Annotated in this window: 26 protein-coding genes; 13 read left to right on the top strand and 13 right to left on the bottom strand. The window is 65.2% G+C overall.

Going from position 1 to position 24,077, the window contains the following annotated elements; translation table 11 throughout:
- Window positions 1-181 precede the first annotated feature (181 nt).
- Window positions 182-1,024, bottom strand: coding sequence for an IclR family transcriptional regulator (locus tag ACQP2U_RS16385; RefSeq protein WP_433715458.1), 843 nt, complete (start codon window positions 1,022-1,024; stop codon window positions 182-184).
- Window positions 1,025-1,265: 241 nt separating this feature from the next.
- Here ACQP2U_RS16385 and ACQP2U_RS16380 point away from each other — a divergent pair, with 241 nt between their 5' ends.
- The 6 genes from ACQP2U_RS16380 to ACQP2U_RS16355 all read left to right on the top strand — a co-directional run bounded on the left by ACQP2U_RS16380 (window position 1,266) and on the right by ACQP2U_RS16355 (window position 6,133).
- Window positions 1,266-1,742, top strand: coding sequence for a flavin reductase family protein (locus ACQP2U_RS16380; RefSeq protein WP_433715457.1), 477 nt, complete (start codon window positions 1,266-1,268; stop codon window positions 1,740-1,742).
- An 89-nt stretch (window positions 1,743-1,831) separates the two neighbouring features.
- On the top strand, window positions 1,832-2,965 hold the full coding sequence (locus ACQP2U_RS16375; RefSeq protein ID WP_433715456.1) for a Rieske 2Fe-2S domain-containing protein: 1,134 nt from the start codon (window positions 1,832-1,834) through the stop codon (window positions 2,963-2,965).
- Between the two features lie 11 nt (window positions 2,966-2,976).
- Entirely contained in the window at window positions 2,977-3,204 is a 228-nt protein-coding gene (locus ACQP2U_RS16370) for a hypothetical protein (protein ID WP_433715455.1), read from the top strand.
- Window positions 3,201-4,205, top strand: coding sequence for a 2Fe-2S iron-sulfur cluster-binding protein (locus tag ACQP2U_RS16365; RefSeq protein ID WP_433715454.1), 1,005 nt, complete (start codon window positions 3,201-3,203; stop codon window positions 4,203-4,205). The genes ACQP2U_RS16370 and ACQP2U_RS16365 overlap by 4 nt, the downstream gene beginning before the upstream one ends.
- Window positions 4,206-4,212: 7 nt before the next feature.
- Window positions 4,213-5,100 carry a VOC family protein gene (locus tag ACQP2U_RS16360; protein ID WP_433715453.1) on the top strand — a complete coding sequence of 296 codons (888 nt, stop codon included), beginning with the start codon at window positions 4,213-4,215 and terminating at the stop codon, window positions 5,098-5,100.
- A gap of 70 nt (window positions 5,101-5,170) precedes the next feature.
- The gene (locus ACQP2U_RS16355) at window positions 5,171-6,133 is read left to right on the top strand and encodes an NAD(P)H-dependent flavin oxidoreductase (RefSeq protein WP_433715452.1); all 963 of its coding nucleotides are present in this window, start codon (window positions 5,171-5,173) and stop codon (window positions 6,131-6,133) included.
- On the opposite strand, the gene ACQP2U_RS16350 is transcribed toward ACQP2U_RS16355, so the two are convergent.
- Window positions 6,130-6,381, bottom strand: coding sequence for a three-helix bundle dimerization domain-containing protein (locus ACQP2U_RS16350; RefSeq protein WP_433715451.1), 252 nt, complete (start codon window positions 6,379-6,381; stop codon window positions 6,130-6,132). The genes ACQP2U_RS16355 and ACQP2U_RS16350 overlap by 4 nt on opposite strands.
- Before the next feature lie 276 nt (window positions 6,382-6,657).
- Between ACQP2U_RS16350 and ACQP2U_RS16345 the strand changes: the two genes are divergently transcribed.
- Window positions 6,658-7,134 carry a nuclear transport factor 2 family protein gene (locus ACQP2U_RS16345; RefSeq protein WP_433715450.1) on the top strand — a complete coding sequence of 159 codons (477 nt, stop codon included), beginning with the start codon at window positions 6,658-6,660 and terminating at the stop codon, window positions 7,132-7,134.
- Between the two features lie 78 nt (window positions 7,135-7,212).
- Window positions 7,213-8,259 carry an aminotransferase class V-fold PLP-dependent enzyme gene (locus tag ACQP2U_RS16340; RefSeq protein WP_433715449.1) on the top strand — a complete coding sequence of 349 codons (1,047 nt, stop codon included), beginning with the start codon at window positions 7,213-7,215 and terminating at the stop codon, window positions 8,257-8,259.
- Window positions 8,260-8,346: 87 nt separating this feature from the next.
- Here the strand turns inward: ACQP2U_RS16340 and ACQP2U_RS16335 are convergent, their stop codons facing one another.
- Complete coding sequence (locus ACQP2U_RS16335; protein ID WP_433715448.1) at window positions 8,347-9,420, bottom strand: NAD(P)H-dependent amine dehydrogenase family protein; 1,074 nt, start codon at window positions 9,418-9,420, stop codon at window positions 8,347-8,349.
- The gene (locus ACQP2U_RS16330; RefSeq protein ID WP_433715447.1) at window positions 9,417-10,211 is read right to left on the bottom strand and encodes an SDR family oxidoreductase; all 795 of its coding nucleotides are present in this window, start codon (window positions 10,209-10,211) and stop codon (window positions 9,417-9,419) included. Before ACQP2U_RS16330 ends, ACQP2U_RS16335 begins: the two co-directional genes overlap by 4 nt.
- Window positions 10,212-10,301: 90 nt before the next feature.
- Here ACQP2U_RS16330 and ACQP2U_RS16325 point away from each other — a divergent pair, with 90 nt between their 5' ends.
- Entirely contained in the window at window positions 10,302-11,168 is an 867-nt protein-coding gene (locus ACQP2U_RS16325; RefSeq protein ID WP_433715446.1) for a helix-turn-helix domain-containing protein, read from the top strand.
- A gap of 122 nt (window positions 11,169-11,290) precedes the next feature.
- Here ACQP2U_RS16325 and ACQP2U_RS16320 read toward each other — a convergent pair whose 3' ends face one another.
- The 8 genes from ACQP2U_RS16320 to ACQP2U_RS16285 all read right to left on the bottom strand — a co-directional run bounded on the left by ACQP2U_RS16320 (window position 11,291) and on the right by ACQP2U_RS16285 (window position 18,824).
- A complete protein-coding gene (locus ACQP2U_RS16320; RefSeq protein ID WP_433715445.1) occupies window positions 11,291-12,286 on the bottom strand; it encodes a TAXI family TRAP transporter solute-binding subunit in 996 nt (331 codons plus the stop codon).
- The gene (locus ACQP2U_RS16315) at window positions 12,283-14,277 is read right to left on the bottom strand and encodes a TRAP transporter permease (protein ID WP_433716485.1); all 1,995 of its coding nucleotides are present in this window, start codon (window positions 14,275-14,277) and stop codon (window positions 12,283-12,285) included. The genes ACQP2U_RS16320 and ACQP2U_RS16315 overlap by 4 nt, the downstream gene beginning before the upstream one ends.
- 153 nt (window positions 14,278-14,430) lie before the next feature.
- Window positions 14,431-14,847, bottom strand: coding sequence for a nuclear transport factor 2 family protein (locus ACQP2U_RS16310; RefSeq protein WP_433715444.1), 417 nt, complete (start codon window positions 14,845-14,847; stop codon window positions 14,431-14,433).
- Window positions 14,848-14,949: 102 nt separating this feature from the next.
- Entirely contained in the window at window positions 14,950-15,462 is a 513-nt protein-coding gene (locus tag ACQP2U_RS16305; RefSeq protein WP_433715443.1) for a hypothetical protein, read from the bottom strand.
- A gap of 87 nt (window positions 15,463-15,549) precedes the next feature.
- Window positions 15,550-15,894, bottom strand: a complete 345-nt coding sequence (locus ACQP2U_RS16300; protein ID WP_433715442.1) for a hypothetical protein — start codon at window positions 15,892-15,894, stop codon at window positions 15,550-15,552.
- Window positions 15,891-16,838, bottom strand: a complete 948-nt coding sequence (locus ACQP2U_RS16295) for an alpha/beta hydrolase (protein WP_433715441.1) — start codon at window positions 16,836-16,838, stop codon at window positions 15,891-15,893. The genes ACQP2U_RS16300 and ACQP2U_RS16295 overlap by 4 nt, the downstream gene beginning before the upstream one ends.
- A gap of 2 nt (window positions 16,839-16,840) precedes the next feature.
- The gene (locus tag ACQP2U_RS16290; protein ID WP_397034739.1) at window positions 16,841-17,626 is read right to left on the bottom strand and encodes a glucose 1-dehydrogenase; all 786 of its coding nucleotides are present in this window, start codon (window positions 17,624-17,626) and stop codon (window positions 16,841-16,843) included.
- Between the two features lies 1 nt (window position 17,627).
- Complete coding sequence (locus ACQP2U_RS16285; RefSeq protein ID WP_433715440.1) at window positions 17,628-18,824, bottom strand: LLM class flavin-dependent oxidoreductase; 1,197 nt, start codon at window positions 18,822-18,824, stop codon at window positions 17,628-17,630.
- 214 nt (window positions 18,825-19,038) lie between these two features.
- Here ACQP2U_RS16285 and ACQP2U_RS16280 point away from each other — a divergent pair, with 214 nt between their 5' ends.
- From ACQP2U_RS16280 to ACQP2U_RS16265, 4 genes are read left to right on the top strand one after another with little or no spacing between them, the layout of a single operon-like run.
- Window positions 19,039-19,776, top strand: a complete 738-nt coding sequence (locus tag ACQP2U_RS16280; protein ID WP_433715439.1) for a glucose 1-dehydrogenase — start codon at window positions 19,039-19,041, stop codon at window positions 19,774-19,776.
- A gap of 14 nt (window positions 19,777-19,790) precedes the next feature.
- Window positions 19,791-21,467 (top strand): 3-oxosteroid 1-dehydrogenase, encoded by a 1,677-nt coding sequence (gene kstD / locus ACQP2U_RS16275; protein ID WP_433715438.1) that lies wholly within the window; start codon window positions 19,791-19,793, stop codon window positions 21,465-21,467.
- Window position 21,468: 1 nt separating this feature from the next.
- Window positions 21,469-22,200 (top strand): glucose 1-dehydrogenase, encoded by a 732-nt coding sequence (locus ACQP2U_RS16270; RefSeq protein ID WP_433715437.1) that lies wholly within the window; start codon window positions 21,469-21,471, stop codon window positions 22,198-22,200.
- A 15-nt stretch (window positions 22,201-22,215) separates the two neighbouring features.
- Window positions 22,216-23,031: an SDR family NAD(P)-dependent oxidoreductase gene (locus tag ACQP2U_RS16265; RefSeq protein WP_433715436.1), complete on the top strand. Its 816-nt coding sequence runs from the start codon at window positions 22,216-22,218 to the stop codon at window positions 23,029-23,031.
- A gap of 65 nt (window positions 23,032-23,096) precedes the next feature.
- On the opposite strand, the gene ACQP2U_RS16260 is transcribed toward ACQP2U_RS16265, so the two are convergent.
- Window positions 23,097-24,062, bottom strand: a complete 966-nt coding sequence (locus ACQP2U_RS16260; protein ID WP_433715435.1) for a helix-turn-helix transcriptional regulator — start codon at window positions 24,060-24,062, stop codon at window positions 23,097-23,099.
- Between the last annotated feature and the right edge of the window lie 15 nt (window positions 24,063-24,077).

Genomic DNA, 24,077 nt, shown 5'->3' with positions numbered 1-24,077 from the left:
CGCAACCACAGCCAGATGACCACGCTGGAAACTACCGCCCGGCACCCAACTGCGGGAGGTAAGCCGGGTACGGCACACGACGTGCCCAGCACGGCCGGGAAAACCGCGGAGGGCACGCCGGTACCTGGTCGCACAGCCTAGATGTCTCGCCCCGACCACAACGCCACGCGACAGACCCGAATCACCGCCACCGAGCGTGCCGGGGGAAGAGGGCGCGGCCTGCCTCGTGTGCGGCTTCGACCAGCACTCGCGCCAAACGCGCGGTATCCAAGGCTGTTCGGTCCCCGCCGATTCGACCGGAGAGCGAGAGGGCTCCCACGGCAGCGCCGCGCCCGCGAATCGGTACCGCGACGCAGCAGATGCCGGTCACCGACTCCTCGGTGTCCACGGCGATGCCCTGCCGATGCCGGATCCGCGTCAACTCGCGGTGCAGCTCCGCCCGGTCGCAAATGGTGCGTGGCGTCAACTGCGGCAATCGGTCTCGGAAAGAGGTCTCGATAATGCTCGGCTCCAGCGAGGCCAGCAGCGCCTTGCCGAGGGCCGTACTGTGCGCGGGCATCCGGCCGCCGAGGCGAGTCGGAATGCTCGCGGTGTAGCGGCCACCGGCCTTGTCCAGGTACAGCACCTCGCGGCCGTCGAGGACGCCGAGGTGGCCCACCATGCCGGTCCGCTGACACAGCTCGTGCAGCAGCGGACTGACCACATCGCGAATCTCGTGGTGATCAGCGGCGAGTCCGCCGAGTTCCAGCGGACGCAGACCGAGGCGGTAGCCGCCGGGCGCGTGCGCCAACCAGCGCAGCCGGATCATCTGGTCCAGGATGCGGTGCACGGTGGACCGTGGCAGCCCGGTTCGCTCGGCCAATCCGAGCAGCGTCAGAGTCGGCGTCGAACCGTCGAAAGCGTCTAGGATCAGCGTCATTCGCTCGATCATGGAAACCGGCGGCTGCGCGGGCCGGGTGGTCGGACGCCCCGGACCCGATAACAGCTCGTCGGATCCGGGACCGGTCAGCACCTCGACCGTCATGGCGCACCTCCATTGTGTAGCCCATATAGCTTAGAAGTATTTCGATTAGGCATGTCCGTTTTCGGCATACCTTCTTGTGCTCCCCATCACAGTGCCGTCAGGCGAACGGCGTCGAATCCCGGAAACTACGGAGATCGCTACGGATCTTCTCGGTAGCCGGAACCAGTGATTGACAGCGCACCGCGAGCGCCGCTTACCTTCATGGCGAAACGGAATATTTCTAGTAGAAACTAGGAGCGCCATGGCCGTCGTGCTCGACTTCAAGGCCGTCCTCGGCCGATTCGCCACCGGAGTCACCGCGATCACCGCCCTGGACGGCGCGCACCCCGTCGGGTTCGCCTGCCAGTCCTTCTCCGCACTGTCGCTGGATCCGCCTGCCGTAGCGCTGTTCCCGGCGCGGACCTCCACCACGTGGCCGCGAATCCGCGCGGCGGGCAAGTTCTGCGTGAATGTGCTCGCCGCCGATCAGGAGCAGGTGTGCAGACAACTCGGCCGCAGCGGTCCCGATAAATTCGACGGGCTCGACTGGAGCCGCTCCCCCAACGGTTCGCCGCTGCTGGACGGGTCCATCGCATGGATCGACTGCGAGTTCGGCGGTGAGCTGGACGGCGGCGATCACACCATCGTCATCGGTCATGTCACCGCGCTCGGCGCGGGCCGCGATGCCGATCCGCTGCTGTTCTATCGCTCCGGATTCGAGCGGCTTACCACTGCCTGATGGCTCTCCCGACCAGTGAGACCACACCTTTGCGCGCCCATCGGCGCGCCGAACCATCGAAATGACACCCCGACGAACGTGGAGGAACCATGACCGACGATCAGGTGCGCGTCATCGACACCGGCGCCCCGCCCACCCGGTACGCCCGGGGTTGGCACTGCGTCGGCCTCGCCGACAGCTTCCGCGACGGCAAACCGCACACCATCGAAATCTTCGGCACCGAACTGGTCGTCTTCGCGAGCGCGGACGGCACGCTCAATGTGCTCGATGCCTATTGCCGACATATGGGCGGCAACCTCGGCGACGGCATTATCAAGGGCGACACCATCGCCTGCCCTTTCCACGATTGGCGCTGGCGGGGCAATGGCCGTTGTGCCGCAATCCCTTACGCGCGCCGCGTACCGCCGCTGGCCCGCACCAAATCGTGGGTCACAGTGGAGCAGAACCGGCAGCTGTTCGTCTGGAATGATCCCGAAGGCAACCCGCCGCCAGCGGATATCACCATTCCCCGCATCGAGGGCGCGTTCAGTGACGAGTGGAGCGACTGGACCTGGAACCAGATCACCATCGAGGGCGCCAATTGCCGCGAGGTCATCGACAATGTGGTGGATATGGCGCATTTCTTCTACGTGCACTTCGCCTTTCCGACTTACTTCAAAAATGTCTTCGAGGGCCATATCGCCAGCCAGTACATGACCTCGATCGGACGCGCGGATGTACAGGGCGAGTTGGCCAAGGAGGCGGGCGCGCAGAACACGCTGCATTCGGAGGCCCACTACTACGGCCCCTCTTACATGATCGATCATCTTGTCAACGAATCCAGCGGGCAAACGGTCGAATCCGTCCTAATCAACTGCCACTATCCGGTGTCGCCGACCAAGTTCGTGCTGCAGTATGGGGCGATCGTGAAGAAGCTGCCCGGCCTGTCGCCGGAAGAGGCCGATGCGATGGCGGTGCGCTTCGCCAACGGACTCGGACGCGGTTTCGAGCAGGATGTGGCGATCTGGGAACGCAAGACCCGCATCGATAATCCGCTGCTGTGTGAGGAGGACGGCCCGGTCTATCAGCTGCGGCGCTGGTACGAGCAGTTCTACACCGATATCGCCGAGGTGGAGTCGAAGATGACCGACCGTTTCGAATTCGAGGTCGACACCACGCGTGCGGTCACGGCATGGGAGGCCGAGGTCGCCGAGAATCTGGCCGCGCGGCGCGCGGACGCCTGAACGGATCTGTGATGGATCACATCACCTGCCGAACCTGTCGAAATCAGGTGTCGGTGGTCAAATTCAGCCCTGCGCACACCAGTGTGCAGTGGAGTTCCGCCGCTCGCGCGGGGTGTGCCGAGTTCGCGCAGACGGGCGGCGGTCCCGTGCGCGGGTGCGCGGCATTGCGCGACAGCATCGAAAAGGCGGTCACCGCAGGCGAAGTCGGATTGACCACCCGCGATGGGGACCTGCTGTGAGCGCGGCGGTAACGCTTCGAATTGTTCGGGTAACCGCCGACACCCGTGATGCGGTCTCGCTGGAGTTGGTCGCCGAACCGGAGCGACCACTTCCCTACCGTCCCGGCCAATTTCTGACACTGCGAATACCCAGCGAGCAAACGGGTTCGGTGGCGCGCTCGTACTCGCTGTCCAGTGCGCCGCATGAGGGCCGACTCGAGGTCACCGTCAAGCGGACGGCGGGCGGATATGCCTCGAACTGGTTGTGCGACAATGCCGTCCCCGACATGACGATCGACAGCTTGCCACCAGCGGGCGTTTTCACACCCCATTCCCTCGATACCGATCTGCTGCTGCTCGCCGCGGGCAGTGGGATAACACCGATGCTGTCCATCCTGAAATCGGTACTCGCGCAAGGCACTGGACGGTGCACGCTGATCTACGCCAATCGAGATGAGGATTCGGTGATCTTCGCCGATGAACTGAGGTCATTGACCGCCGAGCACCCGAACCGGCTCGTTGTGCTGCATTGGTTGGAGGCTGTTCAAGGCTTGCCGTCGGCGCCCACACTGACCACCTTGATCACACCCTGGAACGACCGCGAGCTATTCGTCTGCGGTCCAACACCTTTCATGGATGCTGTCGTCACAGCCGCCGACAACCTGGGCATGGCCCGGGTGCACGTCGAGAAATTCGTCTCGATCTCCGGTGACCCCTTCGCCGAAACCCAGATCGAAGACACCGCCGACGCCGCCAGGGGCGAGGTCGAACTCGACGGCACGACAAGCGAATTCGCGTGGCCGCGCAATACCGTGTTACTCGACGTACTACTCGCGCGCGGGATGGAAGCTCCGTATTCCTGCCGCGAAGGAGCCTGCAGCGCCTGCGTCTGTCGTGTCGTCGAGGGCGAGGTGAAGTTGCTGCGCAACGAAGTTCTGGAATGTGAAGACCTGACCGACGGCTATGTGCTGGCATGCCAGGCGGTGCCGGTCACCGATGCGGTCCGAGTCACCTATGAATGAGGAGAATATGACAATCATCAGCTCGCTCGGTTATGTGCGGGTGGCGGTCAGCGACCCGGACGCCTGGCGTACCTTCGCCTTCGATGTGATCGGATTCGCCGAGGGCATCGGTCCGGATCCGGACGCCATCTATCTGCGCATGGATGAGCACGTCGCACGGTTGGTCCTGGTGCCCGGCGAGACGGATCGGATGCTCGCCATCGGCTGGGAGGTCCGCGACCATCGCGCACTCGCCGCGGCACGCGAATCCGTGGAGAAAGCCGGAATAGAGGTCACCGCACTCACCGTGGCGCAGGCCGATGCCCGCAGCGTAGAAGAGGCGATCACCTTCCGCGACCCCGCGGGTACCACCGTCGAAATCTTCCATGGACCGGTCCTGGACCACAGCCCGGTGGTCGGCAAGTACGGAAACCGTTTCGTCACTAAGGGACTCGGCCTCGGCCACGCGGTGCTGCCGGTCCCCGATCTCGACGGCGCCTTCGGTTTCTATGCCGATGTACTCGGATTCCTGCCGCGCGGCGCGTTCCGGCTCCCCGCACCGCCCGAATACGGTCCGGTGCGCATCCGCTTCCTCGGCGTGAATCAGCGCCACCACAGCCTGGCGCTGATCCCTTCCGGCGGTAAGGAGGGTTCGGGGCTGGTGCACGTCATGGTCGAAGTCGACAGTCTCGACGATGTCGGCCGCGCGCTCGACCGGGTGAACAAGGCCGGATATCACCTGTCCTCGACGCTCGGCCGCCACACCAACGACAAAATGATCTCCTTCTATGTCCGCACACCCGGCGGCTGGGATCTCGAATTCGGCACCGAGGGTGTGCTGGTCGATGAGAACACCTATACCGCGGAGGAAATGACCGCCGATAGCTATTGGGGGCACGACTGGGACCGAAGCTGACAAGATCACGGGCGGCGAGCAGCGGCCCGATACCCCGTGACTATCGTCGATAGCGACGGAAGGGGTTTCGATGGCACTGCGCACCGAGTTCACCGACCTGTTCGACATCGAGCATCCGATAGTCCTCGCACCGATGGGTGGCGTCGCGGGCGGTGAACTGGCCGCGGCGGTCTCCGAGGCCGGTGGACTCGGTCTGATCGGTGGCGGCGGCGGTGACGAGAAGCTACTCGATCAGGAATGTGCGTTGCTCACCGCTCGCACCGAAAAGCCCTGGGGCATTGGTCTGTTGAGTTGGGCCATCGATCTCGATACCGTGCGAAGGACGGTGGCGCGCCGACCGCATGCGATCCTGTTGTCCTTCGGCGATCCCACCCCGTTTGCCGCCGTGGTCCGGGAATCGGGGATTCCGCTGCTGGTCCAGGTCACCACGACCGACGAGGCGGCACGCGCGTTGGCGGCGGGGGCCGACGTGCTGATCGCCCAGGGCGCGGAGGCGGGCGGGCACGGCGGTGGGCGCGCGACGCTGCCCTTCGTACCCGCGGTCGTCGATATGGCGGCGGGCAAGCCGGTGCTGGCCGCGGGTGGGATAGCCGACGGGCGCGGACTCGCGGCCGCCCTCGTACTCGGTGCGGCGGGCGCGCTGATCGGCACTCGCTTCGAGGCGACGCACGAATCGTTGCTCTCTGCCGAGGAGGCCAAGGCGATCATCGCCGCACGTGGCGGCGATACCGAACGCAATCGCATTATCGATATCGCCCGCGAATCCCCGTGGCCCGCCGAGTACACCGCACGCACGCTGCGCAACCGATTCCTCGACGAATGGGCCGGACGGGAGTCCGAACTCGCGGCCGATCCCGTTGCGCGGCGACGCTATCGGGAGGCGGCCGAACAGGGTGACCTCGGCTGTGCCCCGATCTGGGCGGGGGAGAATATCGACCTCATCGACAGCCTCGAATCCGCCGCCGACCTGGTGCGTCGCATCAGCACCGACGCCGAACAGGTCCTGCGTCGAGCTGCGGCGCGATGCGACTAGTCGGCGTTTTCCTCGGCCGAGGCGCGCAGCAGTTCACGGGTGTAGCGCTCGGCGAGTAGCGGTAGGAAGTTGTCGATGGTGGCGTGGTCCGCGAGGTAGTCGTATGCCGAGTACAGCCACCGTTCGATGGCTTCGTCGCGGGTGCTTTCGAATTCGCGTTCCAGGCGGCGCGCGGCGGCCTTCAGCGCGAACTGTTGATCGAGGGATGGTCGGTGCAGGGGCGGATGCGTAACTGGACCTTCGGTCATAGCGGACTCCTGGTCGGGAACTTCCAGTGCGAGGACGCGGTCGAAAATCCGTGTCCGCTCGATCGAGTACCCGATGGGTCGGCGGCGAACACCCGTTGACGCACCCAGGACCACCTTCAGACTTCGTCGCTGCGCCCCCGGATGCGATCGCGATGGATATCGAGGCGGCCGCCAACCGGATAGCCATACAGGACGCACTGGCGAACCATGCCGCCGAATCCGAGCAAAGTAGAACATGTTCTTGTCTGTGGGCCCGGCAAATGCCAAGCTGAACGGATGGATCTCGCCGCCATCGAAGCCGTCCGTCAGCTCAAGTACCGCTACTTCCGGACCCTCGATCTCAAAAAATGGGACGACTTCGGGGATACCCTCGCCGTCGACGTCGCCGGTCGCTATGGCACCCACGCCCTCGGTGAACCGCTGACCCTCGACGGCCGCGACGCCGTCACCGCCTTCATGCGCGAGAATCTCGGGCCATCCGTGGTCACGACCCATATCGCGAACCATCCGGAGATCACCGTGAACGGCGATACCGCCACGGGCTCATGGGCTTTCGAGGACACCGTGATCGCCACCGAATACGGCATCCTCATCCGCGGCGCGGGCTACTACTCCGACACCTACCGACTCGACCCGGACGGCCACTGGCGCATCACCTCGACCAGCTACCAGCGCATCTACGAATCGATGCAGGCCCTCGCCGACACTCCCAGCTACCAGTTGCTGACCAACATGTGGGCGACACACACATAGGACAGCGCGCCGGATTCGAGGCCACTATCTGCCGGGTGGCACTCGACCGGAGCCGCATCGGTGGCGGATGGTAGGAGCATGTCCTCGCTCGCGCCCGCTGAATTCACGCCCGAAACCGCCTATCTGAACACCGCTTCCCATGGGTTGCCCGCCGCGCGAACATTGGCGGCATTGCAGGAGTTCAACGCACTGTGGGCGGCGGGCCGTGCCGCCCCGACGACGCGGGACCATCTGGTACCCGAATTGCGCGCCGGATTCGCGCGACTGCTCGCGGGCGCGTCGGCCGACGATATCGCGTTGGGCGGTACTGTGGCCGGATTGATCGCGCCGGTGGTCGCCGCACTGCCGCCGGGGGCGCAGGTATTGCTCGCCGAAGGCGAATTCTCCTCTGTCTCCATGCCTTTCGTGCACCGTGGCGATCTGAATGTCCGCTTCGTGCCGTTGGAGCGTCTCGCCGACGAGGTCCGGCCCGAGACCGCGCTGGTCGCGGTCAGCGTTGTCCAGTCGAAGAACGGCCGGACCGTCGATCTGCCGACACTGCGCGCGGCGACGCTGGCGCATGATGCCCGGCTGCTCGCCGATGCCACCCAGGCCGCCGGTTGGGTGCCGCTGCGTTTCGTCGATGCCGACTACTGGGTGTGCGCGACATTCAAGTGGCTGATCGGCGCACGCAGCGTGGCCTTCTTCGCCGCACCGCCGGAAGCGGCCGCCCGGTTGCGCCCGATCAGCCCCGGTTGGTACGCGGCCGCCGACCGCTGGGCCGAGCTGTACGAACCGGTCGCGCTGCCGACCACCGCTCGGCGTTTCGATTCGACACCGGACTGGCTCGGCGTCATTGCCGCGCTGTCCGCGCTGTCGTTGATCGAAGAGCTGACCGTCGACAAGATCGGCGCGCACAATCGCGAGCTCGCCGCTCGATTCCGAAAGGGATTGGTGGAGCTGGGTTTTCAGTCTGCACCTGCCGATTCGGCGATTGTCGCCGTGTCGGGTGCGGGCGATGCGGCACCGCGTCTGGAAGAGGCAGGCGTGCTCACCTCGGCCCGAGGCGGCGGGCTGCGCTTCTCGTTCCACCTGTACAACAGCGCCGCCGACGTGGACCGCGCCATGACCGCCCTTGCCCGGTGACACGCCTGAGAGCCCGAGTCCAGTAACGCCCTTATGGGGATTCGCACCCGTAGCGGGCGCCCACCGTTTGTGCGAATCCCCGGACGACTACGTCGGGCGAGTAGCCGGTGCGGTGATGAGTGGGAGATCGAGGGCGGTGAGGATGCCCGCTGGCGCCTGCACCACGGCCGGGACGGCGTTGACGATGCGCATGGCAGTCGCCAGGAGGGTGGCGTGGTTGTGGTCGCCATTGCGACTCGAGGTGACCAGGTCCATCGCGTAACTCGGCTCGCCGGTGATCTCGACGCGGTAAGAGCCCTCATGGTGGGCGGGTTGCGGCCAGTCGGGGCACAGATCAGGGCGTAGCCGCGTAACGTGCTCGAGAACCGTCACGGGCTCGTCGCCGACCATGCCGCGCACCTCGAAACGCAAAGCGGCAGCGCTACCTTCGGCGATATGGCCGGTGGCGATATCGAAGGATTCGGGCGCGGGGATGCGCTCATATATCTCAGTGACGGCATCGAGGGTGATACCGATACCCGCCGCCAGCTGGCGCACGGTGCCGCCCCAGGCGAGCGATAACACCCCGGGCTGCAACAACATCGGGATTTCGTCCAGCGGTTTGCCGAAGCCCATGATGTCGAACATGACCTCACGGTTGTCGTAGCTGGCGTAGTCGACGATCTCCAGACACCGCAGTTGGTCGATGCGCAGACAGGTGCCCGCGAGCGCGAGCGGCAGCAGATCATTGGCGAACCCGGGATCGATGCCATTGACCCATAACGACGAATTCCCTTGCGCCGCAGCCTCTTGGATCGGCTTCAGCAGTTCGTCGGGCAGCACGCCGTATGGATACTGGAAGAACACCGGCGCACACGCCACCACATTGATGCCCGCGCTCAACAACCTGCGCAGGTCCTCGACCGCCTCCAACAGGCGATTGTCGGTCATCGAGCAGTAGACGACACAGTCGGGTTTCGCGGCCAAGATCGCCTCGGTATCGGTTGTCGCGCTCACCCCGACCGGATGCTCGAGTCCGGCAATGGTTCCCGCATCGAGCCCGTCCTTTTTCGGACCCGACACCCACACTCCGACCAGCTCGAGATCCGGATTCGCGATGACACCCGCCAGCGCATGGGCGCCGACATTTCCGGTGCCCCATTGGACTACGCGGTAGCTCATGACAGATCCGGAAGTGGGAGATCGAGATTCGGTGCGATCAGGCCGCCGTCGGGTTCGAGCACCTTGCCCGTGACGTACTTTCCGGCGGGCGACACCAAATACAGTGCGGCCGCGGCGATATCCTCGGGCTCACCGATGCGGTGCAGCGGCGTCTTGGCCTCCAGCTCCGTGCGCATCGCATCATTGCCCGCGACGATCTCCAACGCCGAGGTCAGAATCGAGCCGGGCGCAATGGCATTCACCCGAATGTGCGGATTCAGATCCATCGCCGCCAACCGGGTGTAATGCGCTAGTGCCGCTTTCGCCGTTCCATAGGAGAGGAAAGCGCGGCCGGGCAGGCGGCCCATGGTCGAGGTGATATTGAGAATCGAACCACCACCGGCTGTTTCGAGGATCTTCGGCACCGCCGAGCGAACCAGCGCGTGCGCGTTGGTGACGTTGAAATTGAATGCCTCCACCAGCGCATCCGGGGTGGTATCGAGCAGCGGGCACGGCAGCGCACCGCCAACATTGTTCACCACGATGTCGAGCCGACCGAACCGTTCGACGGCCGCGGCGGCCAGTCCGGCGGTCGCCTCGATATCACTGAGATCCGCGGGCACCACGTGGGCCTGGCGGCCCACCGCCGTCACCTGTTCGGCGACCTCGTCCAGCTGACTCTTGGTGCGGGATGCGATGACGACATCCGCGCCGGCCTCCGCGAAGGCCACCGCGATCGCCGCGCCGAGGCCGCGCCCCGCGCCGGTGACAACGGCGACCTGTCCGTCGATTCGGAATCTGTCCAGGATCATGCGCGCTCCAATTGTCGAGTATTCGACGGCAACTTGTCGTAATATTCGTCATCGTAGAGCTGTCCTGTTGAACCGCACAAGGGGTTGCACATGTCCGACCGGTCCCCGTCCCCGCCGACTCGCCGCGTCATCGATATCGTGTCGCTGCTCGCCGCGACGCCGGAGCCGATCAGCGTCGCGGGCATCGCGGACCGGCTCGATATCGCCCGCGCGACCGCAACGGCGATTCTGGCCGAACTGGATTCGGCGGGCTGGGTGCGCCGCGATTCGAGCCGTGGATACGGGCTCGGTCCGACACTGGCGAATCTGCACGGCCCCGTCCTGCCGCACGCACTGGGCGATATCCTGGCCGAGCTCACCGTCCGCACCGGCTACGGCGCGACATTGAGTCGCATCGAACCCGACCACCTCACCGTGCTCGATGTGCGTCACGGGCCCGAACGCGTCGTCCCCGGCGTACCCGTCGGGCATCGCATCCCGATGCAATTTCCGGCCGGTGCCAGTGTGATGCCGTGGCGATCGGCGGCCGAGCAGAACACCTGGCTTGCCACCGCACCCGACTCCGACCGCCGCATCGCGAGCGGACTACTCACCCTCGTGCGCGATCGCGGCGTTGCGCTGTTCCGTCCACGCACCGACGATGCGGGCACGGTCGAACTCCTCGCCGACCTACTCGGCGCGATGGGAACCGAACTCGTGCAACCACGCCTGCGCACGCGGGCCCTGCGCCGCCTCGCATTTCTCACCTCGCGGCCATTCACCAAGGCCGAACTCGACTCCGATGCCGAACTCCCGCTGAGCTACCTCGCCGCACCGGTTTTCGATGCGAAAGGTACAGCGGCGTACGAAGTCCAATCCGGCCCGCTGCGGGCATCGACCACCAAACCCGAGCGCGACGAATTCATATCCGCCACAGTCGATACCGCGCAGTCATTAACGCAAGCATTGGCCTCCTGAGCCACGTCCCATCCAAATAGCTCGGCACGCCGAGCGTAGTGATATGGCGATCGAATGCGGCATGGGCGACCACCATTCGACTGCGTTCGGCGAAATCCTACCTACCAAGGCTCGAAACGGCACTACTTCGTCAAGGCGTGCGCCGCGCCGCGATGCAAGGGCACCGGTGCGGTAATCGTCGCGGAGTCGCGGTTGATCCCTTTCGCCGCGGAATTGGCCTGTTCCAGTTGGGGTTTGCGATCGAACAGTGTCTTGGTGAGGACACACGCCAGATCGGCGTCCAGATCATCGCGCACCAGCAACAGATTCGGCACGACAATGGTCTTCACATCGGCGGACAGCCCGTAGACGGTGGCCGGAATCGTGCCCTCCTCGTAGACCGAATTCACCGCGTGCATGCTGCCGGTGAGTTCGGGGATATCGAGGAAACGCACCTTGCCCGTGGGCGATGTCAACAGATCGGTGATACCGGGGGTCGGCAGGCCGCCGGAGAAGAACATGGCGTCGATGGAGCCATCCTTCATACCGTCCACGGTCTTGGTGAGATCCAGGCGCTGGGCCTCGATATCGTGGTCCGGGTTCAGCCCAGCCGCCTGCAGTATCCGCTGGGCGATCACCTCGGTGCCGGACTTGGGCGAGCCGGTGGAGACCCGCTTACCGCGCAGATCCGCGACCGATTCGATATCGGCGTCGGTGCGCACGATCACCTGGGTGTAATTCGGGTAGAGCCGCGAAAGAGCCTGCACCGGTTGCTTTTTCCCGTCGAAGCTGGCATTGCCGAGCACTGCGTCGGCGGCGGTATCGGCTAGCGCGAATGCGACCTGATAGGTGCCTGCCACCAATTGCTGGATATTCTGCACCGAAGCACCGGTTTCGGCGGCCGTCGCCTTCACCTTGCCGCCGGTGGCCTGCGAAATCTGGTCGGCGTAGGCATTGCCCAGGGCGAAGTACACGCCGGTCGAATTGCCCGTCGCGATGCCGACACGGGTGTCGGTCTCGAGCTCGCAGGTGACCGCACCGCCGGTGTCGGACTGCGGTGTGTCGCGGCGGCCCCCACATCCGGTCAGCAATCCGGCCGACACCACGGCGACGGCGAATCCTATGGCAACTCTTCTCAAGTCGTCCTCCTTCGTGAGAGCAGCGTTAGCCCGACGGCCGCGGTCAGCGTGGCAAGGCCGACGACGAGCGCGCCGGGTTCCAGATACAGCAGTGCCAGTCCGGCTACCGCGGCGAGCAGCCGGGCCGGAAGTCCGGCCGGACCTATACCGAGGATCCAGCCGCCGGTCGCGGCGGCCAAGGCGGCAACGCCGACCCCGGCCACGATCGTCGTCCAGAGCACACCGAGCACCGGACCATGTCCGAGCAGATATTCGCCGGGGCCGCTGAGCACGAACACAATCGGCACCAGGAAGGCGGGCAGCGCGTACTTCAATGCCTGCCACATGGTCGGCACCGCACGCGCACCGGTGATGGCCGCCGCGCCCACCGCGGCCAGTGCGGTCGGTGGCGTCACCTCGGATAGCACCGAGTAGTAGAAGACGAACATCGCCGAAGCGGATGGGGATACATCGAGTGCGAGCAGCGCCGGACCGATGATCGCCCAGCCGATGATGAACGATGCGGTCACCGGAACGGCGAGTCCGAGCAGCGCGAGTGCGAGCGCGGCCAGCACCACGGTGCATGCCAACACCACCGTGTGATTGTCCGATAACGCCTTTCCCGCACTTACCAGCAGTGCTGCCAGTTGCGCGCCGAGTCCCGTCTTGGTGGCGATCGCGGTGATCACCCCCGCCGATGTGCACACGGCGACCACCGGCAGCGCCGAACGCACACCGCTGCCGAGCATCTGGAAGATCCGTCGCGGTGAGCGAGCCTCGGCGCGGATGCGCGCGTCGAGGAAGGCGAGCACGAAAGCCAGTGCGCTGGCGTACACCACGGCGCGGGCGGCGCTCACGCCGATCAGCAGCAGCACCACGATCGCGATCAAAGACAGGAAGTGGTAGCCGAATCGGGCAAGCAGCCGCCACGCCGGGGTGGTGCTGATCTCGACGGACTCGGCACCGAGCCGGCGCGCATCGATCTCCACCGCGAGCAGAATTCCCAGGTAGTACAGCAGGGTTGGGATCATCGCCCACCCGAGCACTGTCACATAGGAGACATCGAGATATTCGGCGACGATGAAGGCGGCGACACCCAACGTCGGCGGTGACAGGATCGCGCCGACACCGGCCGCCGCGAGCACACCCGCCGCCTGTTCGGGTGGATATCCGGCGCGCCGCAGTATCGGCCAGGTGACCGCTCCGACGGTCACCGCGGTCGCGGTGCCCGATCCCGAGACGGTGCCGAGCAGGAATCCCGATGCCACGGCGGTGCGTCCGGCCGCGCCGCGCGAGCGCCGGAAGGCCGCGACCGACAGGTCGACGAAGAACTGTGCCGCACCGGAGAATTCGAGTACCGCGCCATAAAGGGTGAACAGCACGATGTAGCTGGCCGCGACATCCAATGGCGTGCCGTAGAACCCGCTACCGGAGTTGTAGAGCGCATCGATGATCTGCCCGAAGTCGAGTCCGGCGTGCGCGATGGTCCAGTGCTGTGGCAGATATCCGCCGTAGTAACCGTAAGCGAGAAATACCAGGCACACCGCGGGCAACACCCAGCCCGTGGTGCGCCGACAGGCCTCGAGCACCAAGACCAACAGCACCGTGCCCATGGCGATATCGACGGAATCGAAGAGACCCTGCCGATCCAGGAATGCGTTGTACCCGCCACCGCCGGAACCGATCGCCATCGGCAGCACCGGATACAGGCACACCACCAGCGCGACCACCGCCAGCAACCAGTCGAGCCGACCAGGACCATCCCGTCGATCGAACCATCGCAGCCCGGACCGATAGGCCAGAAACACCACCGGCAATGTCCCGGCGAGGAAGATCACGAGATAGTACTGACTTCCCTGCGCCAGCGGCCGAAAGACCTGCCACAGCACCAGCAACGCGACCGCGAACACGGCCGTCGCCACCACCCACTCGGTCCGTCCGCGCAATATCCGCGCGGGCTTCTCCTCGTCGTCGACCTCGATCTTGTCCGGCAGTGACCGCTCCGGGTCCATCCTGGGCCGCACCCGGCGGTCGGTGGGAGGCTCGGCTCCGAGATGAGCGTCCCGCATATCCGACATGGCCGCGACGATATCAACGCACCATCGTCCGTATACGGCTAACAAATATGTAGTCGAGAAAAGTGGAGAAGCGGTCGGTTTGTCGCCCTACACCGATCTGGTCGCCCGCCCACCCAGTGCGGCCCGGTGCGCGATCACTCGGCGATAGGAGATGCGCCAGCCGGTTGCCGCACGCACGACCGTATCGTCGTATTCGACGCTGCCGCTGGTCCCGTCGGCATAGATCCCGATCGCCTTCGACCGCACCCGAACCACACCGTCCACCTCGGCGATGATCACATTCGTAATGTGATGCCCGACCGGATTTCCATTGCCGAGCGCGACCGCGGCCTCCTGCAGCGCCGGAATCCCGCGTAGCTCACCAGCCCCGAAATCGCTGAGGTCGTAAACGATTTCCGCGGTGAACAGCTCATCCATCCGATCGAGCTCACCCGCATCCATCAGATGACCGTGCAGCGCGATCAGCTCACCGATTTCGAACCGATCCTGCGCCGACAACGCCATGAAAGCCTCCTGCCGCCCCACTTTCCTGCCGAAGATGAGGCCTAGTCCGGTTATCCGCGACAGTAACCGACGAGTGACCGCTTACGCTGCTGCTTTATCCGGCTATGCCGGTGCGGCCGCCCGTGCCGATGGGCGTCGCTTCATGATCCACCGCAGGAAATTGACCCATGGGGATGGGCGGGCCGGGGTTACGGGTGGGTGGCCGAGGGAGACCGCGGTTCGGTCGAGCAGCGCCTCGATCATCGCGTCGTGAATCCAGCGGATGGCCAGCGGCCACAGCAGGTAGCCGATACCGCGTAGGCGGCAGTCGATCTCGTGGCGCAGGATGCTGCTGTCCGGCCACGGACCGTCCAGCACCTCGAGGCTGTGCGTACCGACCAGGAAGGATCCGGGCGCGACGGTGAACTCGATGCGGCGGCCCGGCACCCACTCGGTGCACCGATACCGGATGACGCCGTGTCCGCCGTCGGCACCGACCCCGAGCGGCCTGTCGAGGACCAGTGCGGGCCAACCGGGCGGCCACACCGGACTGTCCGGTTCCGCCGCCCTGGCGAGCAACGCGCCGAGCTGATCCGCAGGCACCGGGTACTCCCGCTGGTGGATATTTCGAACCATGACCCATCTCCATTCGCTACCGTATGGAACACCCATACGGTAGCGTATGGAAGACGGCACGCGAAGTTATCCGAGCCACACTGGCCGTTATCCGACAGCGGGCTCGTACAGGACGATCGCCCATGGCGATTCGACGGAAGGGCGGACCGAGGTACGCCGTTCGTGCGAACCGATCACCGGATCGTCGGCCGCGAACCCAGCGGCACGCAGGCGTGCGAGGGTCTCGTCGAGGTCGCCGACCTTCACAGCGAGCGAGGGGATGTCGCGTTCGTCGGCACCGGCGAGCATGACCCGGGTCGCTCCGATATCGAATTGCGCCCACCGATCACCATCGACGAACGTTGCGGTCCTGCCGAGTACCGCGGTGAGCAGATCTATTGCGGCGGTGAGATTCTCGGCAGGGAATATGGCGGCGAGACGTTCGACGGTCATGGCTGCTCCAATGCTCGGCGCACGGCCGAAAATGCTTGGTCGGCGGCGTCTTTCGCATCCGAGAGGTTATCGGCCATGCTGAAGAAACCGTGGAATTGCCCGTTGTAACGGATCGTGACGGCCTCGACTCCCGCATCGCGCAGCCGCTGCCCGTAGACCTCGCCCTCATCACGGAGTGGATCGAATTCGGCGGTGATGATGTAGGCGGGCGGGAGTCCGGACAGGTCCGTCGCACGCGGTGGTGCGGCGTAGGGGTTTTCGGCATCGGCGGCCGAGGCGAGATATTGCTCCCAATACCAGCGCAAATGGTCGTCGGTGACGAAGTAACCGTGAGCATTCTCCCGATACGAGGCGGTGTCACGGGCCGGATCGAGCATCGGGTAGATGAGCAATTGATGGGCGATGCTCGGGCCAGTGTGATCCCGGGCCATCAATGCCGTGACGGCGGCCAGGTTGCCGCCGGAGCTGTCACCGGCCACCGCGATGCGAGCGGGATCGCCACCGAAGGAAGCGGCCTGGGCCGCAATCCATTTCAGGACCGTGAACGCATCCTCAGCGGCGGCCGGGAAGCTATTTTCGGGGGCCTGCCGATAGTCGACCGAAACCACGATCGCACCGACACCATTACTCATCGCGCGACACAGCTGATCGTGGCTGTCCAGATCACAGATCACGAAACCCCCGCCATGGCAGAACAAAACCACCGGCAGGTCGGCACCGGGGTCGGCGGGCCAATACATTCGGACCCGGACCCGCTCCACCCCAGCAGGTCCCGGTACCGAACGCTCCTCGACCCGCCCCACCGCAATCGCATCGACCTGGGCCGCCGGGCGCGCGGCAAGTATCCGACGCGCCTCAGCGGCATCGAGCACTTCGGTGCCCAGCGCGGGAAACGCCGCCGAGGCGAGATCGACGATCACCTGGGCTTCAGGCTTCAGGGGCATGCCTATCCCTCGCCCACGGCTCCGACCGGCGGCAGCGCATCCGGGGGGATGAATTGTCCCGCCGACAACCCGCCGTCGATGGCCAATTCCGCACCGGTGATGAACGCCGCGGCATCGGAGGCGAGGAATGCCACCAAATCCGCCACCTCCGAAGGCAATCCGACGCGACCAAGCGGTAGCGAGGGGAAGCTACCCGGCCCGGTGCTCAGCCCGAGATGCCCGATCATCGGTGTCGCGATCGGACCCGGATGCACCGAGTTCACCCGGATGCCGAGCGGTCCCAACTCGAGCGCGGCCGTCTTCGTCAACCCGCGCAGCGCCCATTTGGACGCACCGTAGGCGGAATGTCCCATCAGCCCCTGCAATCCGGCCTGCGACGAGATATTCACGATCGAACCACCCGTCGCCCGCATCGGATCCACGACGGCCTGGATGCCGAGGAAGGAACCGATCAGGTTGATGCGCAGAATGCGTTCGAGCTCGGCAGCGGAGGTTTCGACAAGCGGCTTGGCAGTGTAGATCGCCGCATTGTTCACCAGCACATCGATGCCACCGAATTCGACGACCGCGGTCTCGACGGCGGCGGCCCAGTCGGTGGCGCTGCTGACATCGTGCGGGGCGAAACGGGCGGAATCACCGATGGATTCGGCGACTGCCTTGCCTTCGGATTCCAGCACATCGGTGAGGACGACGCGTGCACCCGCGGCGGCGAACAACCGGGCTTCCTGCTCGCCCTGGCCCCGTGCGGCACCAGTGATGAGGGCGACTTTGCCAGTGAGATCGATCATCTCAAGCTCCTACGAATTCAGTTGTCTCGGTGCCTTCCGCTGCCCCGCTCTGCCCGATGTCTCCGGCTCGCGCCGCTTTCCTGAAGTGCGGAATGACCTTCTCGCCCCAGTGCCGAATGGTCTCCAGACATGCCTCCTGCGGCACCGTCCCCATCTGGATCAGGCACAAGATCTCGTCGGCGCCGGCCGCCTGCAGCCGCTCGACATAGGCGATGGCGTCCTCCGGGCTGCCGTACGCGTGCTCGGCATGGAAAACCGAAGTGGCACCTGCCTTCACGGGAATCTTCGCTTCGTGCAGGTACGCCACATGCTCATCGGCGGCTTCGCGAATCCTGGCCACCTCGTCCACCGTCGGATCGATTGCTTCGTCCGGCACCGGGCCCGCGCCGTACCAGTGCTTGATGGACTGCGCGAAGAACCGCTGCCCACGCGCGCCGATCTGCTGTGCCTTCGCCCGGTCGTTCAGCACGATCGTCGGGCACAGCGCGGCGAAGTGGTCGTTGACGACCGTGGAGACGAACTTCTCCCCCGTCCGCTCGGCAATGGCCGCGTCATAAGTGCGGCGCAGTTCGGCGATCTCCTCCACACCCGCGAAACCCAGAACCAGCGCGCCGATTCCGTAGTCGGCGGCCAGCTTCAGTGTTTCCTTCTTGGTGCACGCCATGAATAGCGGCGGATGCGGCAGCTGCACCGGACGCGGCAGCATCGGATGCGGATCGATATCGAGCAGCTCACCGTGCCATTCGAATTCGCCCTCCGGATCCTGCCAGGCCCTACCGATAATGCGCAGCGACTCCTCGACCTCCTGATAGGTGCGGTCGGGATCGACACCGCACATCGAGGTTTCCTGCGGGGTGGCCCCGCGGCCCGCGCCGAGATTCACCCGTCCGTTGGAGAGCACATCGAGCATGGCCGCGCGTTCAGCCGCGCGCACCGGGTGATTGAAATTGAACGGCATGCACACCACGCCGTGGCCGATCCTGATCCGCTCGGTGCGCGCGGCCACCCAGGTCAGGAAGATCTCCGGGGCACTCATGTGCGCGTACCACTTCAAGCCATGGTGTTCGACCGCCCAGACGGTATCGAAACCCATCTCCTCGGCCAGCACCGCCTGCTCGACACAGTCGCGCAATACCTGCCGTTCATGATCGGCCGACGGATCGGTCATCTGTGCCTCGAAGATCATCGAGAACTTCATGCATTGCCTCCACTCTGTTCTTCCCACCCCACCGACTCCGTCGGCCGCCATTCCCCATTTCAATATGCCTAGTAGAAATATTTCCGATGCTCTTGTTGAGGTCAGCTGCATGTCTCGGTGGATGGGACTATTCCGGTTCGCCCCGCCCGCGCGCCCATAGCGTCGATTTCGCACACGGCGTTCGAACCGACGCCGGAGAAAGGACGGACCTGACGTGGGTCGACTCGATGACAAGGTCGCGCTGATCACCGGCGCAGCGCGCGGGATGGGCGCCGAACATGTCCGCCGCTTCATTGCCGAGGGTGCGCGAGTGGTATTCGGCGATGTCCTCGACGAGCAGGGCGAACAGTTGGCCGCCGAAACCGGCGCGCGCTATCTGCACCACGATGTGACCAGCGAGGCGGACTGGGCGACCACGGTGCGGACCGCGGTGGAGGAATTCGGCAGGCTCGATGTGCTCGTCAACAATGCCGGTCTGCTGCGATTCCAGCGCATCGCCGAGATGAGCTTGACCGACTTCACCAGGATCATGACGGTGAATGTCACCGGCACCTGGCTCGGCATCAAATCCGCCGCGCCCGCGATGACCGGCGGTGGCGCGATCGTGAATATCTCCTCGGTCGAGGGATTCGTCGGCGCCGCGGGCCTATCGGCCTACAGCGCAAGCAAATTCGCGATTCGCGGACTGACCAAATCGGCCGCGCGCGAGCTCGGCGCGAACGGAATCCGGGTCAACTCCATCCATCCCGGCGGCATCGCGACACCGATGACGGCCGCGGCGGGCTCCGGCGTCGACGGCAACACCTTCTTCGCCGGATTGCCCATTCCGCGCTGGGGACAGCCCGGCGAGGTCTCCGAGGCGGCCGTCTTCCTGGCCTCGGATGCCGCGAGCTATTGCACCGGAACCGAGGTCGTCATCGACGGCGGCATGCTCACCGGCGCCGGGTACTAGGGAAAGAGAGCCAGATGTCCGAGGAATATACCTACGACGTCGTGGTCGTCGGCTCGGGTGCGGCGGGTATGACCGCCGCGCTCACCGCCGCCTATCGCGGACTTTCGGTGGTGCTGATCGAGAAGAGCGCCAGCTTCGGCGGTTCCACCGCCCGCTCGGGCGGCGGCGTATGGATTCCGAACAATCCGGTGCTGGTGCGCGAGGGCGTGCCCGACAGTCCGGATCTTGCCCGGGTCTATCTGAAATCCGTTGTCGGCGATCGAGTTCCGCAGGCCAAGCAGGACGCATTCCTCGACAACGGCCCGCGCATGATGACCTATCTCGGCGCACGCACCAACCACCTCCAATTCGTTTACGACCGCGGCTATTCCGACTACCACCCGGAACTTCCCGGCGGGCTCGCGCAGGGTCGCAGCATCGAGCCAGCGATTATCGACGGCCGCCTGCTCGGCAAGGATCTGGAGCTCATCAACCGGCCGACCATGTCCGGGCCGAAGGGCATCGCCTTCACCGTCAGCGACTTCCACGATCTGAATATGATCGCGCGGACCTGGAAGGGTAAGCGCACCGCGGTGAAGGTCGGTGTCAAGGCGGTGCTGAACCGGATCCGTGGACGGCAGCCGCTGAGTCTGGGTAAGGCGCTGGTGGCCCGGCTGTGGTTGGCACTGCGCGATGCGGATGTGCCGATCTGGCTGAATACGCCACTCACCGAGCTGATTACCGCCGACGATGCGGTGGTCGGAGTGCGCGCCGAACGCGATGGTGTTCCGATCGTCATCCGCGCGCGGCGCGGTGTGGTGCTCGCCGCTGGCGGTTTCGAGCACAACCTGCAGATGCGTAAACAGTTCTTCACCGGGCCGGTCAGCACCGATTGGACCGTCGGCGCGACCGAGAACGTCGGTGACGGCATCCGAGCCGGTGAAACGATCGGCGCCGCACTGGATTTGATGGACGATGCCTGGTGGGGACCGTCGGTCCGCAATCCGGACGGGCCGCCGTTCTTCTGCCTGGCCGAGCGATCCCAGCCCGGCGCGATCATGGTCAACGATGCGGGCGAGCGGTTCACCAACGAATCGGCCAGCTATGTCGACGTGGTACACACCATGTACGAGCGACACGCGACCGGTGTCGGTCATGTGCCCGCGCACTTCATCATGGATCAGCGCTTTCGCGATCGATACCTGTTCCTCGGTACCTTCCCGAAACAGGCCATCCCGCAGAAGTATTTCGATGCCGGGATCATCGAGAAGGCCGACACCCTCGCCGAACTCGCCACCAAGATCGGTGTTCCGGCCGATTCCCTGAACGCAACGGTACAGCGGTTCAACGGCTTCGCGCGTGCCGGACGTGACGAGGACTTCCATCGCGGTGAATCCGCTTACGACCGCTATTACGGCGACCCGACTGTGCAACCGAATCCCTGTCTGGCACCTATTGATCAGGGACCGTTCTACGCGGTGGAGATGGTGCCTGGCGATCTCGGCACCAAGGGCGGCCTGGTCACCGACGAACACTCGCGCGTGCTGCACGAAGACGGCGCGCCGATCGCCGGACTCTATGCGGCGGGCAACAATTCAGCCGCTGTGATGGGCAATAGCTACGCGGGCGCGGGCGCGACCATCGGACCCGCCATGGTTTTCGGTTATATCGCCGCCAATCACATCGCCGATCTCGAAACCCCTGGAGCATGACGTGGACCGAGTGAATGGCAAAACAGTCATCGTGACCGGCGGTGCGCGCGGTATGGGCGCGGCATTCGCCCGTCGGCTGGTCAGCGAGGGCGCATCGGTGGTCGTTGCGGATGTGCTCCTCGACGAGGGCAAGGCGGTGGCAGCCGGGCTAGGCGAACAGGCAATATTCTGTCCCCTCGACGTCACCGACGAACCCGCCTGGGCCACAGTGGTTGCCGAGGCGGAGCGCAGCTTCGGGCCCGTCTCCGGACTGGTCAATAATGCGGGCATCGTGCACGTCGACCCGATCGAGCGGCTCGCCGAAGCGGATTACCGCCGGGTGATCGATGTGAACCAGGTCGGGGTATTCCTCGGTATGAAAGCCGTTGTGCCGTCGATGCGCCGGGCGGGCGGCGGCTCGATCGTCAATATCTCCTCGATCGGCGGCATCATCGCATTCAGCAATATCCTCGGCTATGTCGCCTCCAAATGGGCGGTGCGCGGGATGACCAAGGCCGCCGCCCAGGAGTTCGGCGCCGACGGCATCCGGGTCAACTCGGTACATCCCGGCGTCGTGGCCACCGAAATGACCGCCGACTCCGATCGCTCGCACTCGATGGTGCACGACCAGCCGCTGCCCCGCGCGGCGGCACCGGGCGAGCTGGCCGATCTCGTGCTGTTCCTCATTTCCGATGAGGCGAGTTTCTGCACGGGCTCCGAATTCGTCGCCGACGGCGGCTACACCACCAAATAGCCAAGGACACCTGCTGTGAAGAACTTTGAGGACAAGGTCGTCGTCATTACCGGCGCGGGCGCGGGCATCGGCCGCGCACTCGCGCTCGAGCTCGCCGACCACGGCGCGAGGCTGGCATTGTCCGGCCGAAACCTGGCCAATGTCGCCGAAACCGCCGCGTTGTGCGAGCAGGCGGGCGCCAAGGCGCGGGCCTACACACTGGATGTCACCGACCGTGGCGCCGTCTACGCCCATGCCGATGAGGTCCGATCCGACTTCGGCCCGGCCAATCTCGTGGTCAACAATGCGGGCGTCTCGCTCACCGCCAATATCGAGGAGTTGACCTGGGAGGACTTCGAGTGGATCGTCGATATCAACTTCTGGGGCGTCATGTACGGCACGAAAGCCTTTCTGGCACAGGTGATCGCCTCCGGTGACGGTCATATCGCCAACGTCTCCAGCATGTTCGGACTAGCCGCCTGCCCGAGCCAAGCCGCATACAACGCAACCAAATTCGGCATTCGCGGCTTCACCGACGCGCTGCGTCAGGAGATGAAGATCGCGGGCCACCCGGTCGGGGTCAGCAGCGTCCATCCCGGCATGATCAAGACCGAAATCGCATGGAAGGCCCGCGCGGGCGGAGATCGCGACCGCGATGCGCTGGCCGCCAACTTCGACAGACTGGCAAAAACCACACCCGAATCCGCGGCGAAGACCATCCTGCGGGGTATCCGAAAGGATAAGGCCAAGATCCTCATCGGCACCGATGCTCGCGTCATCGATTTGCTGCCGAGGATCTTCGGTTCCGGCTACCAGCGCATCATCACCGCCCAGATGCGCAACGAGGTATAGACCGGTCGGCACGGCGAGTCGAGGGAATTGTGCGGGTGCGCGTCCGGCCCAGCTCCCACCTGTGTTCAACTCGCTCCGGCGGCACGCAGTAGTTTCGCGCCGAGATCAGCCAACATTTCCGCCATCTCCGGCGGTTCTCTGACCTCGAATTCCAGGCCCAGATGGACGATTCGTACCGCGGTCCATTCCAGCGAATCGGCGGTGGTGCGGAGCAGGCAGGATTTGTCGTCGATGGGCTCGATTTCCTCGGGGCGAACCCGGAAGGTGTCGATCAGCTGCGTGGCCGGGGCGTGGACGAGGAAGACGACTCGGCGCAGCGGGCGGGATCGCGCCAGGGACTGAGTGACGAAGGCGGCGGCATCTTCGGTAGGCAATTGCCGTGGGGCACTGCGTATTCCGATCGGATACGGAGAATCTACGCGGTCCACGCGGAAGGTGCGCCAGTCGGCGCGGTCGATATCCCAGGCGACCAGATACCAGCGCCGGCCCGCGGAGACGAGGCTGTGCGGTTCGGTGAGGCGGCGGGTTTCGATGTCGCCTTTATCGCGGTAGCGGAAACGGATACGTTCGCGGTCACGGCAGGCGGCGGCCAATACGACCAGGGTTTCCGGGTCGACCATGGGTCCGGCGGCCGGACCGCCCAGCGACACCGTCGCCGACCGCACCGCCTCGACTCGGTGGCGCAATCGGGCGGGCAGCACCTGTTGCAGCTTCACCAGCGCCCGCGCCGATGACTCGTCGATCCCCTCGACCGCGCCCAGTGCCGCATTGCGCAGCCCGAGCGTGATCGCGACGGCCTCTTCGTCATCGAGCAGCAGCGGCGGCAATGCGGTACCGGCCTCCAGTCGGTAGCCGCCGACCGAACCGAGGCTGGCGTGCACCGGATATTCCAGTTCGCGCAGCCGCTCGATATCGCGGCGCACCGTCCGGACCGTCACGCCGAGGCGTTCGGCCAGCTCGGGGCCGGTCCATTCGCGGCGGGTCTGCAACAGCGACAGCAGTTGCAGCAGGCGGGCAGCGGTCTCGGTCACAGAGTCCAGTATCCG

Source organism: Nocardia sp. CA-084685, from assembly GCF_050955785.1.
GTDB lineage: Bacteria > Actinomycetota > Actinomycetes > Mycobacteriales > Mycobacteriaceae > Nocardia.
The sequence above is the reverse complement of the archived record's forward strand: the minus strand, read 5'-3'. Positions and strand labels throughout refer to the sequence as shown.

What these genes read in the sequence shown, in the direction of transcription:
- ACQP2U_RS16385 (WP_433715458.1), bottom strand. Translation starts at nt 1,024, where the DNA reads ATGACGGTCGAGGTGCTGACCGGTCCCGGATCCGACGAGCTGTTATCG.
- ACQP2U_RS16380 (WP_433715457.1), top strand. Translation starts at nt 1,266, where the DNA reads ATGGCCGTCGTGCTCGACTTCAAGGCCGTCCTCGGCCGATTCGCCACC.
- ACQP2U_RS16375 (WP_433715456.1), top strand. Translation starts at nt 1,832, where the DNA reads ATGACCGACGATCAGGTGCGCGTCATCGACACCGGCGCCCCGCCCACC.
- ACQP2U_RS16370 (WP_433715455.1), top strand. Translation starts at nt 2,977, where the DNA reads ATGGATCACATCACCTGCCGAACCTGTCGAAATCAGGTGTCGGTGGTC.
- ACQP2U_RS16360 (WP_433715453.1), top strand. Translation starts at nt 4,213, where the DNA reads ATGACAATCATCAGCTCGCTCGGTTATGTGCGGGTGGCGGTCAGCGAC.
- ACQP2U_RS16355 (WP_433715452.1), top strand. Translation starts at nt 5,171, where the DNA reads ATGGCACTGCGCACCGAGTTCACCGACCTGTTCGACATCGAGCATCCG.
- ACQP2U_RS16350 (WP_433715451.1), bottom strand. Translation starts at nt 6,381, where the DNA reads ATGACCGAAGGTCCAGTTACGCATCCGCCCCTGCACCGACCATCCCTC.
- ACQP2U_RS16345 (WP_433715450.1), top strand. Translation starts at nt 6,658, where the DNA reads ATGGATCTCGCCGCCATCGAAGCCGTCCGTCAGCTCAAGTACCGCTAC.
- ACQP2U_RS16340 (WP_433715449.1), top strand. Translation starts at nt 7,213, where the DNA reads ATGTCCTCGCTCGCGCCCGCTGAATTCACGCCCGAAACCGCCTATCTG.
- ACQP2U_RS16335 (WP_433715448.1), bottom strand. Translation starts at nt 9,420, where the DNA reads ATGAGCTACCGCGTAGTCCAATGGGGCACCGGAAATGTCGGCGCCCAT.
- ACQP2U_RS16330 (WP_433715447.1), bottom strand. Translation starts at nt 10,211, where the DNA reads ATGATCCTGGACAGATTCCGAATCGACGGACAGGTCGCCGTTGTCACC.
- ACQP2U_RS16325 (WP_433715446.1), top strand. Translation starts at nt 10,302, where the DNA reads ATGTCCGACCGGTCCCCGTCCCCGCCGACTCGCCGCGTCATCGATATC.
- ACQP2U_RS16315 (WP_433716485.1), bottom strand. Translation starts at nt 14,277, where the DNA reads ATGGACCCGGAGCGGTCACTGCCGGACAAGATCGAGGTCGACGACGAG.
- ACQP2U_RS16310 (WP_433715444.1), bottom strand. Translation starts at nt 14,847, where the DNA reads ATGGCGTTGTCGGCGCAGGATCGGTTCGAAATCGGTGAGCTGATCGCG.
- ACQP2U_RS16305 (WP_433715443.1), bottom strand. Translation starts at nt 15,462, where the DNA reads ATGGTTCGAAATATCCACCAGCGGGAGTACCCGGTGCCTGCGGATCAG.
- ACQP2U_RS16300 (WP_433715442.1), bottom strand. Translation starts at nt 15,894, where the DNA reads ATGACCGTCGAACGTCTCGCCGCCATATTCCCTGCCGAGAATCTCACC.
- ACQP2U_RS16295 (WP_433715441.1), bottom strand. Translation starts at nt 16,838, where the DNA reads ATGCCCCTGAAGCCTGAAGCCCAGGTGATCGTCGATCTCGCCTCGGCG.
- ACQP2U_RS16290 (WP_397034739.1), bottom strand. Translation starts at nt 17,626, where the DNA reads ATGATCGATCTCACTGGCAAAGTCGCCCTCATCACTGGTGCCGCACGG.
- ACQP2U_RS16285 (WP_433715440.1), bottom strand. Translation starts at nt 18,824, where the DNA reads ATGAAGTTCTCGATGATCTTCGAGGCACAGATGACCGATCCGTCGGCC.
- kstD (WP_433715438.1), top strand. Translation starts at nt 19,791, where the DNA reads ATGTCCGAGGAATATACCTACGACGTCGTGGTCGTCGGCTCGGGTGCG.